This window comes from Streptomyces sp. NPDC086835, assembly GCF_044745705.1.
Classification (GTDB): domain Bacteria; phylum Actinomycetota; class Actinomycetes; order Streptomycetales; family Streptomycetaceae; genus Streptomyces.
Genome location: NZ_JBIVAU010000001.1, coordinates 1,062,702 through 1,079,178, shown reverse-complemented (window position 1 = coordinate 1,079,178; position 16,477 = coordinate 1,062,702). Strand labels below are relative to the sequence as shown.

Sequence of the window (16,477 nt, the reverse complement as noted above, 5' to 3'; positions counted from 1 at the left end):
CGTCACCTGCCGGGGGTCGTCGGGTTCGGCTGCGGGGACGTACGGACGGACGGGCCGGGAGCCTCGGGAGCGGCGGGCGGTCCGGAGAGCCCCTGCATCCCGGTGGATGCCGTCGGCGCCTGTCCGGAGGCGGTCGGCGCGGCCGGCGACTGCGCTGCGGAGGGCCCGCCGGCCGCCGTGCCGGAGGGCTGCGCCGGCGGCGGGGGCGGCAGGGGCTCCGCGGTGGCCTTGCGCGGTACGCCGAGCACCTTGCCGTCCGGGCCGAGGAAGGCGGGGCCGCCGCCTGGGACCATGCCGAGCTCGCGGGCGCGCCGCTCGAGGGCGTCGGGGGCCGAGTGACGGTCCACGTCCCGCTGGAGCGCCTGCTGCTCGTCGGTGAGTTCGGTGGTCTTCTTCTTCAGTTCGCTCAGCTCGAAGGAGCCCTGGCTCAGCGAGGAGTTCAGCAGCAGGAGTGTGATCAGCCCGCCGGACAGCAGGAGCACGACCAGCAGGACGAAGGGGGTACGGGCCGCGGTGCTCGGCCCCGACGGCATCAGCCGCGTGAGCCGTACGGCCCTTCCCTTCAGCTGCTTGGCCGCTGTGCTCAAGGTGTCCTCCGGTTCGTCTCTCCGTCGGCCGTGCGCAGTCGCCCGCGCGCTGTGGTCACGCCACGTCCTCCCGGATGCGCTCCGCCCCCCTCAGACGGGCCGGGGCCGCCCGGCGGTTCTCGGCGACCTCTTCGTCTGTGGGCAGCTCCGCCCCGCGGGTCAGCAGCTTCAGCCGCGGCTGGTACTGCTCGGGCACCACGGGCAGGCCGGGCGGGGCGGTGTTCGCGGCGCCGGCCGCGAAGACCTGCTTGACCAGCCGGTCCTCGAGGGAGTGGTACGACAGCACGGCGATCCGTCCGCCGACGGCGAGCGCGGAGACCGCGGCGGGAACGGCGCGCTCGAGCACCGCCAGTTCTCCGTTCACCTCGATCCGCAGGGCCTGGAAAGTGCGCTTGGCCGGGTTGCCGCCGGTGCGCTTGGCGGCCTGCGGCAGCGCGTCGCGGATGAGCTCGACGAGCCGGGCGCTGTTGGTGAACGGCTCCTTCTCCCGCTCCCGCACGATCGCGGACACGATCCGCTTGGCCTGCTTCTCCTCGCCGTAGGCGCGCAGGATCCGCACCAGCTCGCCGGGGGGATAGGTGTTGAGGACCTCGGCGGCGCTCATGCCCGTCGTCTGGTCCATCCGCATGTCCAGCGGGGCGTCCTGGGCGTAGGCGAAGCCGCGGTCGGCCTCGTCGAGCTGCATGGAGGAGACGCCGAGGTCGAACAGCACGCCCTGGACTCGGGGAATCCCGAGACGGGCGAGGACGTCGGGGAGCTCGTCGTAGACGGCGTGCACCAGGGTCGCCCGCTCACCGAACCGGGCCAGCCGCTCGCCGGACAGACGCAGGGCCTCCGTGTCCCGGTCGAGTGCGACGAGACGGGTCTGCGGGAACTGCTCGAGCAGGGCCTCGCTGTGGCCGCCGAGGCCGAGGGTGCAGTCGACGACGACTCCGCCGGGCGTCTGGAGGGCGGGGGCCAGCATGTCCAGGCACCGCTGGAGCATCACCGGGACGTGTCGGGTCTGGCTCATGCGCCCTCTCAGATCCGGCGCGGGCGGTCATGGCCGGGCCGTGCGTACGCCGCGCACGCGGGGAATGTGCGGGGGGCCGGCGGATGTGTGGTCGGCCTCCGTGAACTTCGCGTCACTTTAGTCCACTGGTCCGGCCGGTCAATCAACCGGCCAGCGCGTCGCGCGGCCTGCCGTGTCAGGCTTGTGGGTTACCTCACAGCACGGGCCGTTGACGTTCTTTTGTCCGCTCTCACACCGAGCCGACGCGGCCGGTGACCGTTACCTTCGATGCATGTCGACTTCTGCGTACCAGCCCGCCGCCGAGCCCGCGCGCACCGGTGGCACCGTCACTGATCGCCTCGTCGAAGCGAACCAGCGCTACGCCGCAGCATTCCGGGACCCCGGGATGGACGCGCGTCCGGTCCTCAAGGTGGCCGTGGTCGCCTGCATGGACGCCCGTCTCGACCTGCACGCGGCGCTCGGACTGGAGCTCGGCGACTGCCACACGATCCGCAACGCCGGCGGAGTGGTCACCGACGACGTGATCCGCTCCCTCACCATCAGTCAGCGCGCCCTCGGCACCCGCAGCGTGATCCTCGTGCACCACACCGGCTGCGGTCTTGAGTCGATCACGGAGGACTTCCGCATCGAGCTGGAGGAGGAGGTCGGGCAGCGGCCGGCATGGGCGGTCGAGGCGTTCCGCGATGTCGACCAGGACGTCCGGCAGTCGATGCAGCGGGTGCGCACCTCGCCGTTCCTGCTCCACACCGACGATGTACGCGGCTTCGTCTTCGACGTCACCACGGGCCTGCTCCGCGAGATCGACCCCGCTGAGTGAGCAGCTGAGCACGCGATATAGCACCCCAACCCCGACATATCCCGCCCACTTATCCACAGGCGAGTGACACAACGCGGCAACGCCAACAAGAATGCGGGTGTGACCCCCTTCCGGACCTCCCGGAGGCGGCGTCCATGTTTCGGGGTTGGGCCGTGCCGTCTGAAGTGCGCCGGCCCTATGAACGGGCCGAGGAGGGCCGGGTGACGACCTATGACGATCGAGCGAGCCTCACGGATCTGACCACCACAGCGGATCTTGTCCGCAGGTCGGTCGAGAGCGTGATCGAGGGCAAGCCAGAGGTCGTACGGCTTTCGCTGACCGTTTTGCTCGCGGAGGGACATCTCCTCATCGAGGACGTTCCCGGCGTGGGCAAGACGATGCTGGCCAAGGCGCTGGCGAGATCCATCGACTGCTCCGTGCGGCGCATCCAGTTCACGCCGGACCTGCTGCCGTCGGACATCACCGGTGTGTCGATCTTCGATCAGCAGCGGCGCGAGTTCGAGTTCAAGCCGGGCGCGATCTTCGCCCAGATCGTGATCGGCGACGAGATCAACCGCGCGTCGCCCAAGACGCAGTCGGCGCTGCTGGAGTCGATGGAGGAGCGCCAGGTCACCATCGACGGGCACAGCTACGAACTGCCCAACCCCTTCATGGTGGTGGCCACCCAGAACCCGGTGGAGATGGAGGGCACCTACCCGCTGCCGGAGGCGCAGCGCGACCGCTTCATGGCGCGCGTCTCCATCGGCTATCCCAGCGCCGCCGCCGAGCTCCAGATGCTCGACGTCCACGGCGGTGTGTCGCCGCTCGACGATCTGCAGCCGGTGGCGCACGCCCACGACATCGTGAAGCTGATCGAGGCCGTGCGCGCGGTGCACGTCGCCGAGTCCGTGCGGCGTTACGCGGTGGAGCTGGTGTCGGCGACCCGTAGCCACCCCGATCTGCGACTGGGCGCCTCCCCCCGCGCCACGCTGCACCTGCTGCGCGCCGCGAAGGCGTCCGCCGCGCTCAGCGGCCGCGAGTACGCCCTGCCGGACGACGTGCAGGCACTGGCCGTGCAGGTGCTCGCCCACCGGCTGTTGCCCACGGCGCAGGCCCAGCTGAACCGCCGCACCGCCGAGCAGGTCGTCCTGGACATCGTCCAGCGCACCGCGGTCCCGACGAGCGGCACCTCCGACGGTTCGTACGCGGCCGGCCGTTCGGCTCACCCGCCGCTCTACGGCCAGCAGCCCGGCGTCCGGCGGCTGTGATGTCGGCCGGAGCCGCCTCGACGGGCCCGGCGGCCACGGGCGGCGGCGGGGTGCGGGCGGCGCTCGGCGGGCTCACCACCCGCGGCCGCTCCTTCCTCGCGGCCGGCGTGGCAGCGGCCGTCTGCGCCTATGTGCTCGGCCAGAGCGACCTGCTGCGCGTCGGGCTTCTGCTCGCCGGACTGCCGCTGATCTGTGTGGCCGTCCTCTACCGCACCCGCTACCGGGTGGCCGCGAGCCGCAGGCTGTCGCCCGCCAGGGTGCCCGCCGGTTCCGAGGCGCGCGTCCATCTGCGGATGGACAACGTCTCGCGGATGCCGACGGGCCTGCTGATGCTCCAGGACCATGTGCCGTACGTGCTGGGGCCACGGCCCCGCTTCGTGCTGGACCGGGTCGAGGCGGGCGGCCGCCGCGAGGTCTCGTACCGGGTCCGCTCGGACCTGCGGGGCCGCTATCCGCTGGGGCCGCTCCAGCTGCGGCTGACCGATCCGTTCGGCATGTGCGAGCTCACCCGTTCGTTCAGCGCGTTCGACACCCTCACGGTCATTCCGCGCACCGAGTCGCTGCCCGCGGTGCGGCTGGCCGGCGAGGCCTCCGGCTACGGCGACGGCCGCCAGCGCTCGCTCGCCCTGGCCGGCGACGACGACATCATCCCCCGTGCCTACCGCTACGGGGACGACCTGCGCCGGGTCCACTGGCGCTCGACCGCCCGCTACGGCGAGCTGATGGTCCGGCGTGAGGAGCAGCCCCAGCGGCCTCGGTGCACCGTGCTGCTGGACACCCGGCGCGTGGCCTATGAGGGTGCGGGCCCCGACTCGGCGTTCGAGTGGGCGGTGTCCGGCGCCGCCTCTGCGCTGATGCACCTGCTGGAACGCGGCTTCGCCGTGCGGCTGTTGACCGACACCGGAACCTCCGTGCCCGGTGAGGGCGCGGACGGGTTCGCCGGTTCCTCGCAGGAGTCCGCCGACTCCGCGGGCCTGATGATGGACACGCTCGCCGTCGTGGACCACTCCGACGGCGCGGGCCTGTCCCGTTCGTTCGACGTGCTGCGCGGCGGGAGCGAGGGTCTGCTGATCGCCTTCCTCGGCGATCTGGACGACGAACAGGCCGCGCTGACGGCCCGGATGCGTCAGCGCAGCGGCTCAGCGGTCGCGTTCGTGCTGGACAGCGGCACATGGGTGGGCGGCGGCGCCGCCCCCGGACCGCGTGAGAAGCGGGTCCGGCAACTGCGGGAGTCGGGCTGGACCGCCCTCGCGGTGACGCCCGGAGCACGGCTCACGGATCTGTGGCAGCAGGCGGCACGGGAACGCGTCGAGGCTTTTGGCGCAGGCACGTACGGTTCGCCGGGAGGTTGGTCATGAGCGGTCGCGCACGGCTCGCGGTGTGCGCCTTCGCCGCCACGCTGATGGCGGCGGGAGCGCTGCTGCCGCTGGTCGATCCGCCCAACTGGCTGTTCCAGGCCGGGTTCCTGCTGGCGATACAGTCCGGGGTGGGCGCGCTCGCCCGCCGAGTGCCGCTGCCCCGGCCGCTGACCGTGGCGATGCAGACGCTGGTCACGCTGCTGCTGCTCACGCTGGTCTTCGCCCGCGGCCAGGCGTTCCTCGGTGTGCTGCCGGGACCGGACGCCTTCGTCCACTTCGGGGAGCTGCTGCGCGCCGGTGCGGGCGACGTCGGCAAGTACGCGATTCCCGCCCCGGCCACCGACGGCATCAGGCTGATGGTGATCGGCGGCGTGCTGGTGATCGGCCTCGCGGTGGACGCGCTCGCGGTGACGTTCCGCAGCGCCGCCCCGGCCGGTCTGCCACTGCTGGCGCTCTACTCCGTGGCCGCGGGACTCTCCGGCGGCGAGGCGAGCTGGCTGTGGTTCCTGCTGGCCGCGTCCGGCTACCTGCTGCTGCTGCTCGCCGAGGGCCGTGACCGGCTGTCCCAGTGGGGACGCGTCTTCGGCGGCGGCTCGGGCACCCGCAACCGCTCCACGGGCGGCTTCGACCCGACGGAGGGCCGCCCGCAGGCACCGGTCAGGGCGGGCCGCAGGATCGGTGTCCTCGCACTGGGCGTCGCCCTCGTCGTACCGGCGGCACTGCCCGCCCTGGACGGCGGACTGATCGGCGGGGTGGGCAACGGCCCCGGCGGCGGCCCCGGCGGCGGCGGGGGCACGATCTCGGCCGTCAATCCGCTGGTCTCGCTCCAGGACAACCTGAACCAGCCCCAGAACCGTGAGGTGCTGCGCTACCGCAGCAACGCGCCGGACAACCAGGACATGTATCTGCGGATCCTGTCCCTGGACCGGTTCGACGGCACGTCGTGGCGCTCGTCGCAGCGCAAGGTCACCGGTGTGCCGGAGCGGCTGCCGGAGCCGACCGGGCTGAGCCCCTCCGTCCAGGTCACCGAGGTCAGGACGAACCTGTCGGCTGCCGGGTCGTACAAGCAGGACTGGCTGCCGATGCCCTATCCGGCGACGGCGGTCGCCATCGACGGCCGCTGGCGCTACGAGCCCGCGGGCCGGACGCTGGTGGGTGACCGGGGGCAGACGACCGCGGGCGCCCAGTACTCGGTCAACAGCCTGATCGTGAAGCCGACCCAGGAGCAGCTGGCGGACGCTCCCGCACCCCCCGCGGCGCTCCTGCAGGAGTACACCCGCGTCCCTGACGAGCTGCCCGGCGACGTCCGGCGGACCGCGGCCACGGTGACCAGGGGCGCGGCGAACGACTACGAACGCGCGGAGAAGCTCGAGGAGTGGTTCGCGGACACCGGAGGCTTCACGTACAACACCGACGTCCGGTCGGGTACGGGTGTCACCGCGATCAGCCGTTTCCTGAAGCAGAAGGAGGGCTTCTGCGTCCACTTCTCCTTCTCGATGGCGGCGATGGCCCGCACACTCGGCATCCCTGCCCGCGTCGCGGTGGGCTTCCAGCCGGGCACCACGCAGTCGGACGGCACGGTGTCCGTCGGCCTGCGGGACGCCCACGCCTGGCCCGAGCTGTATTTCGAGGGTGTGGGGTGGACCCGCTTCGAGCCGACGCCGAGCCGCGGCTTCCGGCCCGAGTACACGCAGGAGCAGACGCCTTCGGGTGGCGCCTCCGACCCGGCGCGGCCGGAGGAGGGCAGCTCCGCGGCCCCCGAGCAGTCGAACCGGCCCGAGGACGACGCGTGCCCCCGCCAGGAGCGGCAGCTCGGCGAGTGCGGCGCGGCCGACCCTCGTGACGTCCAGCCGCCGACGGCCGACGACTCGACGCTGGGCACGGTGCTGCTGGTGACCACCGGGGTCGTGGGCGGGCTGTTGCTGCTGGCCGTGCCGCTGCTGTGGCGGCTCGTGACCAGGTCCCGGCGGCTGGGCGTACCTGTGCGCCGGCCGGCCAAGGGCGAGGCGGGTTCGCCCCGTGGGGGTCCGGGCTCACCGGGAGCCTCCGCCGTGTCGTTGGACGCGGACGGCGGGGCCATCGCCGGCCGTACGGCCGTGGACGATCCGGGCCGCACTCTGGCCGCCTGGCAGGAGGTCACCGACTCCGCGTGGGACGTGGGCATCCTCCCCGACGAGTCGCTGACACCTCGCAAGGCGGCGGCGCGCATCGTCAGGCTCGGCAAGCTGGAGGACGAGCCCGCGGCGGCCGTGCACCGGGTGGCCCGCTCGGTGGAGCAGGTCCTGTACGCGCCGGTCCCGAGGGCCGGCACGGGCCTCGCTGACGACGCGCGGCAGATCCAGGCCGGCCTGATCCGCGCGGTGGGCTTCCGGACCCGGATGCGGGCGCGGCTGCTGCCCCGCTCCTCCGTCCGGGTCGTCTGGGCCCTGTCGGAACGCTGGTCGGCCTTCACGGACCGGTGGAACGTGCGGCGGTTGCGGCTCGACCGGTGGACGGCGTTCCTGCGCCGCCCGACCCGCCAGCGCGGCTGACCCCCGGCCTGCCCGCCCCGCCCCGGTCCGGGCCCGTCCACCACGGGCCCGGACCGGGGCGGTGGTGCGCCGTGCGGCGGTAGCGCCCGCGCCGACGAGCGATGAGCACGAGGCCCCTCAGTACGGCCGCGGCCCACGATCCAGGAACATCAGCCGGGAACATGAGCCGGGGACAAGAGCCGGGAACACGAGTGAGGGGCGACGCTCGAAAGCGTCGCCCCTCAGTCGTACTCCGAAATTATGGGCCGGAGGTCCACTCGTGTCGTCCGGTCGGGACCGGACGGCTCAGTGACCGCCCTGCTCGTCACGGCGGCGCTGCCACCGCTGCTCGATCCGGTCCATCACCGATCTGCGCTGGTGCGACTGCCGGCGACCGTGTCCGCCGGATGTCTGCTGCTGTTCACCCGGCTTCGGCGCCTTGCGCCAGCCCGTGACCGCGAGAACCGCACAGCCGAGCATCACCAGGAAGCCCACCACACTGATCCAGATCTGCTGGGCGACCATTCCGGCCATGAGGAGCGCGATACCCACCAGGAAGCCTGCGACCGCTTGGTAGACCCGTCGCCGGGTGTACGTACGCAGCCCGCTTCCCTCGAGCGCTGTCGCGAACTTGGGATCTTCGGCGTACAGCGCTCGCTCCATCTGCTCGAGCATTCGCTGCTCGTGCTCCGAGAGCGGCACGGAGTCCTCCTCGTCGTCGGTCGCGGGGGCGACCGGTATGCGGCCCTTCCAGGATAGGCAGGGATTCGCCCCCGTGAAACCCGCCCTCTCGCAAAACGCCCTCCGGGCCGCCATGCCCGATCGGGTTGCTGAGGCGTAGATTCCCCAACCTCCGATCCGTCATGCCGGATGGTGTCCCCCGATCATACGGTGCGAAGCCCGACGACGGAGGGTCTGTGGCGTACTCCATCTGCGGCTGCGCCGCTGATCAGCCGCGCTTCTCGCCCAGGACGTGCAGCTGGGTCGCGACGGAATGGAAGGCCGGCAGTTCGGCGGCGGCGGCTTCCAGCTTCAGCAGCGCGTCCAGCGCACCCGGTTCGGTGTCCACGAGAACGCCGGGAACGAGGTCGGCGAAGACCCGCACTCCGTGCACCGCGCCGACCTCGACACCGGCCTGTGCGACGAGCTCGGTGAGCTGTTCGGCCGTGAAGCGGCGGGGCACCGGGTCGCCCGTGCCCCAGCGGCCGTCGGGGTCGCTCAGCGCCTGGCGGGCCTCGCTGAAGTGCCCTGCGAGGGCCCGGGCGAGGACGGCGCCGCCCAGCCCGGCGGCGAGCAGGCTGAGCGCTCCGGCGGGCCTGAGCGCCTCCACGGCGTTGCGCACGCCCTCGGCCGGGTCGTCGACGTATTCGAGCACGCCGTGGCAGAGGACGGCGTCGTAGCCGCCGCGCTCGACCACGTCGAAGAGGCCGTGGATGTCGCCCTGGACGCCGCGCACCCGCTCGGCGACCCCCGCCTCCGCCGCCCGGCGCTCGAGCGCGAAGAGGGCATTCGGGCTGGGATCGACGACGGTGACCCGGTGACCGAGCTGGGCGGCGGGCACGGCGAAGTTCCCGGTGCCGCCGCCGGTGTCGAGGATGTCCAGCGCGTCCGTCCCGGTCGCCTTGACCCGGCGGTCCAGGGCGTCCCTGAGGACCTCCCAGACCACGGCGGTACGGAGAGAGGCGCGAGAGGGGCGCGGTGGGGTCTCCCCACCGGTGGGGGACGGTTCCGACACGGCAGTTGGCTCCTCGGGCGATGTGCTGGTTGGCCTGCTCCCACCCTATTGCCTCCGCCGTCCGGGCCGACGTTGCGTCTCATCCCGAGGCATCCCGCCTTCCCTCCACGGCATCTCCGCCCGCCCCCGCCCGGCACCGCGGCCGGTCCCCGCAGGCCCCTACCGATCCCCCGCCGGCGCCCCGGCCGCCCCCCGGGCCGGTCTCCGTCTGGTCATCCCGCTCGCCCCGCTCCCCCGCTCATCCGGCGACGTCCCGTCGCCGTGTCGCCGTCCCGTCACCGGGAGTTTCCTGATCCGGCTGCGACACCCTGGGCCGGGGCAGGGCCGGCTGAAGCACCAGCAGGCGCTCCACCAGGCGCAGGAACATGGCCGCGTCCCTGAGAAGGTCGTCGGCGTCACGATGGCTGGCCGCGCCCCGTATGCCCGCCTCTGCGCGGGCCCGGCGCTCGGCGCCCGAGGCGAAGAGCAGGCTCCATTCGGACAGTTCCGGCGCTATCTCGGGCAGCACCTCCCAGGCGCTGCGGATGCGCTGCCTGCGCCGCGCGCCGGTCTCGGGGCGGCCGCGGGCGGCGAGCACCGCGGCGGCCGTGCGCAGAGCGGCCAGATGTGCCGTGGCGTACCGCTCGTTCGGCTGGTCCAAGGTCGCGGCCTCGTCGAGTCCGCTGCGGGCCTGGGCGAGCAGATCGAGGGCGGCGGGTGGCGCGGAGGACCGGCGCAGCACGGGATGCACGTCGTGTGCCGGTCCGGTCGATGAGGGGGCAGGGCCGGTGGCGCGGCGCCGGTGACCGGCGGCTGCTGAGTAGCTGGCCATGACGAGCCTCCTGTCGTCGTGTGACGGCGCTGTGGCCGTATGTGTCCATCGTGGAGGCACCCACTGACAATCGGCTCTGACCTGGCCTTTTGCCTCGAGGAAGGGTTCAGGGGTAGTTTTGCACTGACTGGTCAGTTCAAAAACTGACCGAGGGATGACCGGGATGGGGATCGGGGTGGGGCAGGTGGACAGCCCGCAGGGCGCGGCCATGAGCGCCGAGGACTTCGGGCTGAGAGGCCCGCGCGGCTGGGCCTTCCGCTCGGTGGACATCGACGCGGAGCCGGGCGCGCTCGTCGCGATCGAGGGCCCGTCGGGCTCCGGACGCACCTGCCTGCTGCTCGCTCTGACCGGACGGATGCGCCCCACGGAAGGCCGTGCGGAGGTCGCCGGCCTTCAACTGCCGCGCAGGATGGCCGCGGTGCGCCGGATCAGCTCGCTCGGCCCGGTGCCGGGGGTCAGCGATCTCGACCCGGCGCTCACCGTCGCGGAGCACCTGCGCGAACGGGCCCTGCTGCAGCGGCGTTTCGACGGTTCGTTCCGGGCTCTGTTCCGGCCGCGTGCGGAACGGAGGGCCGCTGCGGCCGAGCGTGTCGAGAAGGCGCTGGCAGCCGCCGGGCTGGATCTCGCGACGCTGCCCAAGCGGGAACGCACGGCCGTACGCGATCTCGAGAGGCTCGAGGAGCTGCGGCTATCCGTGGCCCTGGCGCTGATCTGCGGCCCTCGGCTGCTCGCGGTCGACGACGTGGGCCTCAAGCTCTCCGACACCGAACGGGCCGCTGCCTGGGACCTGTTGCGCTCCGTCGCGGACAGCGGGACGACCGTGGTCGCGGTGTGCAGCGAGGCGCCGGAGGGCGCCGTCGTCGTACGCACCGGGCCCACCGGGACCGGCTCGGACGGCGACGACGAAGCCGGCCCCGGCGCCGCCATCGACGAGAGCCCCGCGCAGGCCGGCGAGGAGAGCACCGACAAGAGCCCCGCCGGAAGCCCGACCGAAGACACCCGCAAGGACACCGACGTGGACACCGACGAGGAGGGGGCGGCCGATGCGATCGCCGAAACTGGCCGCGCTTGAGCTGAAGCGCTTCGGGCGGGGAAAGCTGCCGGCCGCCGCGATCGTCGCGGTCATGCTGTTGCCCCTGCTCTACGGCGCCCTGTACCTGTGGTCCTTCTGGGACCCGTACGGCAGGCTCGACAGGATTCCGGTCGCCCTCGTCAACGACGACAAGGGCGCCACCGCGTCCGGCAAGAGGATCGCCGCCGGTGACGAGATCACCAAGGGCCTGCTCGACAGCGACGTCTTCGAGTGGCACGAGGTCGGCGACGCCGAGGCCCGCCAGGGCGTCGAGGACGGTACGTACTACCTCTCGCTGACCATGCCGGAGGACTTCAGCCGGCGCATCGCCTCCAGTTCGGGCGACTCGCCCGAGACCGGTGCCCTCCAGGTCCGCACGAACGACGCGAACAACTACATCGTCGGGCAGATCTCGCGGACGGTCTTCTCCGAGGTGCGCACCGCCGCGTCGACCAACGCCTCACGGTCGTTCCTCGACCGCATCTTCATCTCCTTCTCCGACATCCACGAGGCGACGGAGAAGGCGGCGAAGGGCGCCGACAAGCTCAAGAGCGGGGTCGGGAAGGCCAAGAAGGGCTCGGAGGACCTCGCGGACGGCCTGAAGGACGCGAAGGACGGCAGCGGCAAGCTCGCCGGAGGCATCACGAAGCTCCACAAGGGCTCCGGCGAGCTGGAGAACGGGTCCCGTCAGGTCGCCGACGGCACGCAGGTGCTCGCCGACAAGGTCAACGGCCATGCCGACAAGGCGCGTCCGTACCTGAAGGACAACGGGAAGTCGATCGGTGACACCGCTCGGCTGGTGGCCGACTCCTCACGGGCCGTCCAGCGCAATCTCGGCCTCCTGACCGAGCGGGCGCCCGGCGCCGCGGTCCGCGCGCACAAGGCCGCCGACGCGCTGAGCGAGATCCACCGGACGCAGTGCGAACAGGCGCTGCTCCCCGACCCGAAGGCGTGCCCCGAGCTCAAGCGTGCCAGGGACACCGCGGCGGACGTCGCCAAGATCGCCGACGACCTCAATGTGCTGATCGGCAACAGCAGCGGCGACCTCAAGACACTGAAGAAGCACCTCACCGACCTCGAGAAGAAGGCCGACGACCTGGCCCGGCGCGCTCCGAAGCTCGACGAGGACCTCGAGTACGCCGTCGGCAAGATCAACGAGCTCAACACCGCCGCTCACAAGGTCGCCAAGGGAGCGAACCGGCTGCACACCGGTCTCACCACCGCCAAGAAGGGGTCCACCGACCTCGATTCGGGTGTCGGCAAGCTCAAGAAGGGCGCGGGCGAGCTGGACGGCGGACTGTTCCGGCTCGCCGACGGGTCCACGGAGCTGGCGGTCGGACTCAGCGACGGCGTCCACAAGATCCCGGACTACGACAAGAAGGACCGTGACCGCCGCACCGAGGTGATGGCCGACCCGGTCCGGCTGGCCGGCAAGTCCCTGCACTCGGCGCCCAATTACGGCACCGGATTCGCCCCGTACTTCATCCCGCTCTCCCTCTGGGTCGGCGCGATGGTCGCCTACATGATCATTCAGCCGCTCAACCGACGGGCCCTGTCCACCGGGGCGTCCGCCTGGCGGATAGCCCTGGCGGGTCTGCTTCCGGTGGCGGCGATCGGACTGCTCCAGGTCGCCGCCCTGATGTCCGTCCTCCACTGGGGTCTCGGGCTGAAGACGGCCCACACGGCGGGCACGGTCGGCTTCCTCGCCCTGGTCACCTGCTGCTTCGCGGCGATCATCCAGTGGCTCAACGCCCGCTTCGGCGCCGCCGGCCGGATCCTGGTCCTCGCGGTCCTGATGCTCCAGCTGACGTCGGCGGGCGGCACCTACCCGGTCCAGACGAGTCCCGGCTTCTTCAACGCGATCCACCCGTTCCTGCCGATGACCTACGTCGTCGAGGCGCTGCGCAGGCTCATCACGGGCGGCGGGCTCGGTCCGGTGTGGCAGGCGTGTGCGGTGCTGCTGGCATTTTCGGCCGGTGCGCTGGCCCTGACCGCTCTCTCGGCCCGGCGCAAGCAGGTCTGGACGCTGGACCGGCTTCACCCGGAGCTGAGTCTGTGACCGCGCCCGGACCTGTGAGAATCGGTGTCATGGACAGCAGCAGCAGACGCCGGGCGACGCGCGCGAAGCTCTACGAGGCCGCCGTGACGCTCATCGCGGAGCAGGGCTTCTCGGCCACCACGGTCGACGAGATCGCCGAGCGCGCCGGGGTCGCCAAGGGCACGGTCTACTACAACTTCAAGAGCAAGACCGAACTCTTCGAGGAGCTGCTGCGTTTCGGCGTCGGCCTCCTCACGGCTTCGCTCCAGGAGGCCGCCGACCGTACGGCCGAGCGCGGCGGCTCCAAGGTCGAGGCGCTGGACGCCATGATCAGGGCCGGTCTGGTGTTCATCGACCGCTATCCGGCCTTCACCCAGCTGTACGTGGCGGAGCTGTGGCGCACCAACCGCGCTTGGCAGTCCACGCTCCTGGTGGTGCGGCAGCAGGCGGTGGCCGTTGTGGAGACGGTGCTGCGCGAGGGCGTGGAAGCGGGCGAGCTGAGCGAGGAGGTCGACATTCCGCTCACGGCCGCCGCGCTGGTCGGCATGGTGCTGGTGGCGGCACTGGACTGGCAGGCGTTCCAGCGGGAGCGGTCGCTCGACGACGTCCACGGGGCGCTGTCGCTGCTGCTGCACGGCCGGGTGAGCGGCCGCCGCGACTGAGTCCGGCCTCGCCCGAGCCACGACAGGCGACACCGAACAGGTCTCGTGCAAAAGCGGCGCGTGACGTACCTTCCCCCGGCACCTCCCCCGGCATCGGGAGCGCGGACACGAAACGCCGGCCGGCTGGTCGTCCAGCCGCCCGGCGTTTGCGTTCCCCGTTTCCCCCGCCACCCCCGTGGTCCGGAGAGCCCGACCCCCGTTGTCCCCCGTGGTCGTGGGCCCTCCGTCCTGCAACCCCCGTTCCGTCAGGGGAGCCGCACCGTTCCGCCGCCCCGTGTCGTCGGTGCCGGTGCCGCGCCCCTTCCGTGGTCCCCACTCTTCCGTGCGGGCAGGCCCGGCCCCATCCGCGCACATACTCATCTCGGCGCGTAGGTAGGGATACTCAGCACTCCGTGCTCAACCCCACCCGCGGCCGCCGCCGGGTGGTTACGATCGCGTCCGTGTCCGTACTCCCTCTCGTCTTCACCAGCGGCTGGGCCAGCGGGATCAACGCCTACGCGGTGGTCCTGATGTTCGGCGTGCTCGGCGCGACCGGCGTCTCCGACCAGGTGCCGCAGGCGCTCCAGCGCCCCGATGTCCTGATCGCCGCCGGGGTGCTCTTCCTGTGCGAGGCGGTGGCGGACAAGGTTCCGTACGTCGACTCGATATGGGACTCGGTCCACACCGTGATCCGGCCGGTCGCCGGCGCCGTGGTCGCCGCGCTGCTGGCGGGTGAGAGCGGTTCGCTGCCGGAGCTCGCGGCGGGAGCCGTGGGCGGCTCGACCGCGCTGATGAGCCATCTGGTCAAAGCGGGCACGCGGATGGCGATCAACACCTCGCCGGAACCCTTCAGCAACATCGCCGTGAGCGTCGCGGAAGACCTCGGGGTCGCCGGGATCATCTCCTTCGCGGTCTTCAACCCGGTGGCCGCCGCCGTCATCGCCGGCACGCTCCTCGTGCTGGGCATCGTCACGGTGCTCTTCCTCGCCTCGAGGATCCGCCGGTTCCTGCGGCGCAGGGCGCAGCGCCGGGAGGAGAGACGCGTAGGCGCCGTGAGCGTCCAGGGACCACCGGACTGGTGAGCGAAGGCCGCCGGGCCGTGCGCGCACCCGGCCACGAAACCGGTGGTGGCGGGTAATAAAGTCGCGGTCATGGCACGGATTGCGGTGATCGGCGCCGGGATGGGCGCGATGGCGGCGGCCGCCCGGCTGGCCGTGGCAGGCCACCGGGTGACGGTGTACGAGCGTCTGGCGACGCACGGCGGCTCGGTGGGCCGCTTCGAGCGGGACGGCTTCGCCTTCGACACCGGGCCCGGTCTGCTGCATCTCCCGGCGGTCTGGCGGGACCTGTTCGTCAAGACCGGCGAGGAACCGCTGGAGAAGTGCGTCGAGCTGACGCAGGTGGACCCGGCGAGCCGGCACGTCTTCGCCGACGGCACGGACGTCAGCCTCCCCAACGCGTCGAGGGCCGGTACCCTCGCCGCGCTCGAGGCGGCGCTGGGGCCGGGTTCCGGCGAACGCTGGGGGGAGTTCCTCACTCGCGCCCGGGAAGCCTGGGAGCGCTCGCGCCGTCCGCTGCTGGAGGAGCCGCTGCCCGCGGACACCGCCTTCCTGTCGAAGGACCCCTACCCGGCGTTGCGGCAGGGCCTGTTGCGTCGGCCCGCCCGCACGCTCGCGGAGATCGGCACGCGCGAACTGCGCGACCCGCGCCTCGCCGCACTGCTCGACAGCCACGCCCTGGCGTACGGTCTCGACCCCCACAGCGCGCCCCCGTCCGCCGCGGTGCTGCCGTACATGGAGCAGACCTTCGGCTCCTGGTACGTGAAGGGCGGCCTGCGCGCCCTCGCCGACGCGGTGTACGAGCGCTGCGTGGCCAGGAAGGTGGAGTTCGTCTTCGGTACCGCCGTGACGGGCGTGCTGGAGAAGGACGGCCGCGCCGCCGGCCTGGAACTGGACCGGGGCGGGCCGGTGGAGGCGGACATGGTGGTCTCCGGGGCCCCGGTGCCGTCGCTGTTCGAGAACCGCATCGTGACGTGGGCCCGTCCCGACGAACGACCGCAGGCGCGGCCGCGGAGGGGCACCGGCCGGCTGACCGTCCACCTCGCGCTGCGCGGTGGCCGGCAGGCCGGCACCGTGCACCGCACCGTGGTGCACGCCCCGGACCCGGCGGCGGAGTGGGACGCGATCCGCGCCGGGCGGACCGGCCCGCGGCCCACCGTGGTCGTGATGCGGCCCGACGACCCGCTGCTTCGGCCGGACGACGACCACGAGACGGTCACGCTGACGTCCACGGTGCCGGCCGAGCCGGCCGGCGGGCAGGGATGGGCGGAGATCGCGGAGGGGGCCGCCGACAGGATGGTGGCGGCGGCCCAGGCCGCTGTCCCCGGGCTGCGTGAGCGGATCCTGTGGCGCGTGGTGCGCACTCCGGAGGACACCCGCCGAGACACGGCTTCGGCCGCGGTCCCCGCCCCGGCGCTCGCCGGGTCGTCGGGGGCGTTCCTGCCGGCGATGAACACGTGCCCCTTGGAGGGCCTGTATCTCGCCGGCGGCTGGGCACATCCCGGGGGCGGGCTGGCGCACTCGGGCATGTCGGGTGCGCTGGTGGCAGGGCTGATCGTGGAGGGCGCGGGCTTCCGCGGCTCCCGGTGAG

The 16,477-nt window shown here is 72.3% G+C and carries 14 protein-coding genes; 9 read left to right on the top strand and 5 right to left on the bottom strand.

Annotation, left to right across the window (positions count from 1 at the left end; all coding sequences use genetic code 11):
- Nucleotides 1–2: 2 nt before the first annotated feature.
- Together ACIPJI_RS05005 and rsmH are read right to left on the bottom strand one after the other, a co-directional pair.
- On the bottom strand, nucleotides 3–587 hold the full coding sequence (locus ACIPJI_RS05005) for a septum formation initiator family protein (protein WP_402244508.1): 585 nt from the start codon (nucleotides 585–587) through the stop codon (nucleotides 3–5).
- A 55-nt stretch (nucleotides 588–642) separates the two neighbouring features.
- Nucleotides 643–1,599 carry a 16S rRNA (cytosine(1402)-N(4))-methyltransferase RsmH gene (gene rsmH, locus ACIPJI_RS05000; protein WP_356623204.1) on the bottom strand — a complete coding sequence of 319 codons (957 nt, stop codon included), beginning with the start codon at nucleotides 1,597–1,599 and terminating at the stop codon, nucleotides 643–645.
- 271 nt (nucleotides 1,600–1,870) lie between these two features.
- On the opposite strand from rsmH, the gene ACIPJI_RS04995 reads away from it, so the two are divergent.
- From ACIPJI_RS04995 to ACIPJI_RS04980, 4 genes are all read left to right on the top strand, one after another.
- Entirely contained in the window at nucleotides 1,871–2,416 is a 546-nt protein-coding gene (locus tag ACIPJI_RS04995) for a carbonic anhydrase (RefSeq protein WP_307705903.1), read from the top strand.
- Between the two features lie 200 nt (nucleotides 2,417–2,616).
- Nucleotides 2,617–3,663 carry a MoxR family ATPase gene (locus tag ACIPJI_RS04990; protein WP_307705904.1) on the top strand — a complete coding sequence of 349 codons (1,047 nt, stop codon included), beginning with the start codon at nucleotides 2,617–2,619 and terminating at the stop codon, nucleotides 3,661–3,663.
- Nucleotides 3,663–5,021, top strand: a complete 1,359-nt coding sequence (locus tag ACIPJI_RS04985; protein WP_307705905.1) for a DUF58 domain-containing protein — start codon at nucleotides 3,663–3,665, stop codon at nucleotides 5,019–5,021. Before ACIPJI_RS04990 ends, ACIPJI_RS04985 begins: the two co-directional genes overlap by 1 nt.
- Nucleotides 5,018–7,552, top strand: a complete 2,535-nt coding sequence (locus ACIPJI_RS04980; RefSeq protein ID WP_402244505.1) for a transglutaminaseTgpA domain-containing protein — start codon at nucleotides 5,018–5,020, stop codon at nucleotides 7,550–7,552. The genes ACIPJI_RS04985 and ACIPJI_RS04980 overlap by 4 nt, the downstream gene beginning before the upstream one ends.
- Nucleotides 7,553–7,837: 285 nt before the next feature.
- Here the strand turns inward: ACIPJI_RS04980 and ACIPJI_RS04975 are convergent, their stop codons facing one another.
- The 3 genes from ACIPJI_RS04975 to ACIPJI_RS04965 all read right to left on the bottom strand — a co-directional run bounded on the left by ACIPJI_RS04975 (nucleotide 7,838) and on the right by ACIPJI_RS04965 (nucleotide 10,077).
- Nucleotides 7,838–8,233 (bottom strand): DUF3040 domain-containing protein, encoded by a 396-nt coding sequence (locus ACIPJI_RS04975; RefSeq protein WP_159692875.1) that lies wholly within the window; start codon nucleotides 8,231–8,233, stop codon nucleotides 7,838–7,840.
- A gap of 247 nt (nucleotides 8,234–8,480) precedes the next feature.
- Nucleotides 8,481–9,197 (bottom strand): class I SAM-dependent methyltransferase, encoded by a 717-nt coding sequence (locus tag ACIPJI_RS04970; protein ID WP_373465402.1) that lies wholly within the window; start codon nucleotides 9,195–9,197, stop codon nucleotides 8,481–8,483.
- Between the two features lie 307 nt (nucleotides 9,198–9,504).
- The gene (locus tag ACIPJI_RS04965; protein WP_307705908.1) at nucleotides 9,505–10,077 is read right to left on the bottom strand and encodes an SAV_6107 family HEPN domain-containing protein; all 573 of its coding nucleotides are present in this window, start codon (nucleotides 10,075–10,077) and stop codon (nucleotides 9,505–9,507) included.
- Between the two features lie 184 nt (nucleotides 10,078–10,261).
- Between ACIPJI_RS04965 and ACIPJI_RS04960 the strand changes: the two genes are divergently transcribed.
- From ACIPJI_RS04960 to ACIPJI_RS04940, 5 genes are all read left to right on the top strand, one after another.
- Nucleotides 10,262–11,149, top strand: coding sequence for an ATP-binding cassette domain-containing protein (locus ACIPJI_RS04960; RefSeq protein ID WP_402244752.1), 888 nt, complete (start codon nucleotides 10,262–10,264; stop codon nucleotides 11,147–11,149).
- Nucleotides 11,121–13,208 carry a YhgE/Pip family protein gene (locus ACIPJI_RS04955; protein ID WP_402244503.1) on the top strand — a complete coding sequence of 696 codons (2,088 nt, stop codon included), beginning with the start codon at nucleotides 11,121–11,123 and terminating at the stop codon, nucleotides 13,206–13,208. Before ACIPJI_RS04960 ends, ACIPJI_RS04955 begins: the two co-directional genes overlap by 29 nt.
- 29 nt (nucleotides 13,209–13,237) lie before the next feature.
- Entirely contained in the window at nucleotides 13,238–13,849 is a 612-nt protein-coding gene (locus ACIPJI_RS04950) for a TetR/AcrR family transcriptional regulator (RefSeq protein WP_159692869.1), read from the top strand.
- Nucleotides 13,850–14,289: 440 nt separating this feature from the next.
- Entirely contained in the window at nucleotides 14,290–14,910 is a 621-nt protein-coding gene (locus ACIPJI_RS04945) for a DUF4126 domain-containing protein (protein WP_402244502.1), read from the top strand.
- Between the two features lie 69 nt (nucleotides 14,911–14,979).
- Nucleotides 14,980–16,476 (top strand): phytoene desaturase family protein, encoded by a 1,497-nt coding sequence (locus ACIPJI_RS04940; protein WP_402244500.1) that lies wholly within the window; start codon nucleotides 14,980–14,982, stop codon nucleotides 16,474–16,476.
- Nucleotide 16,477 lies beyond the last annotated feature (1 nt).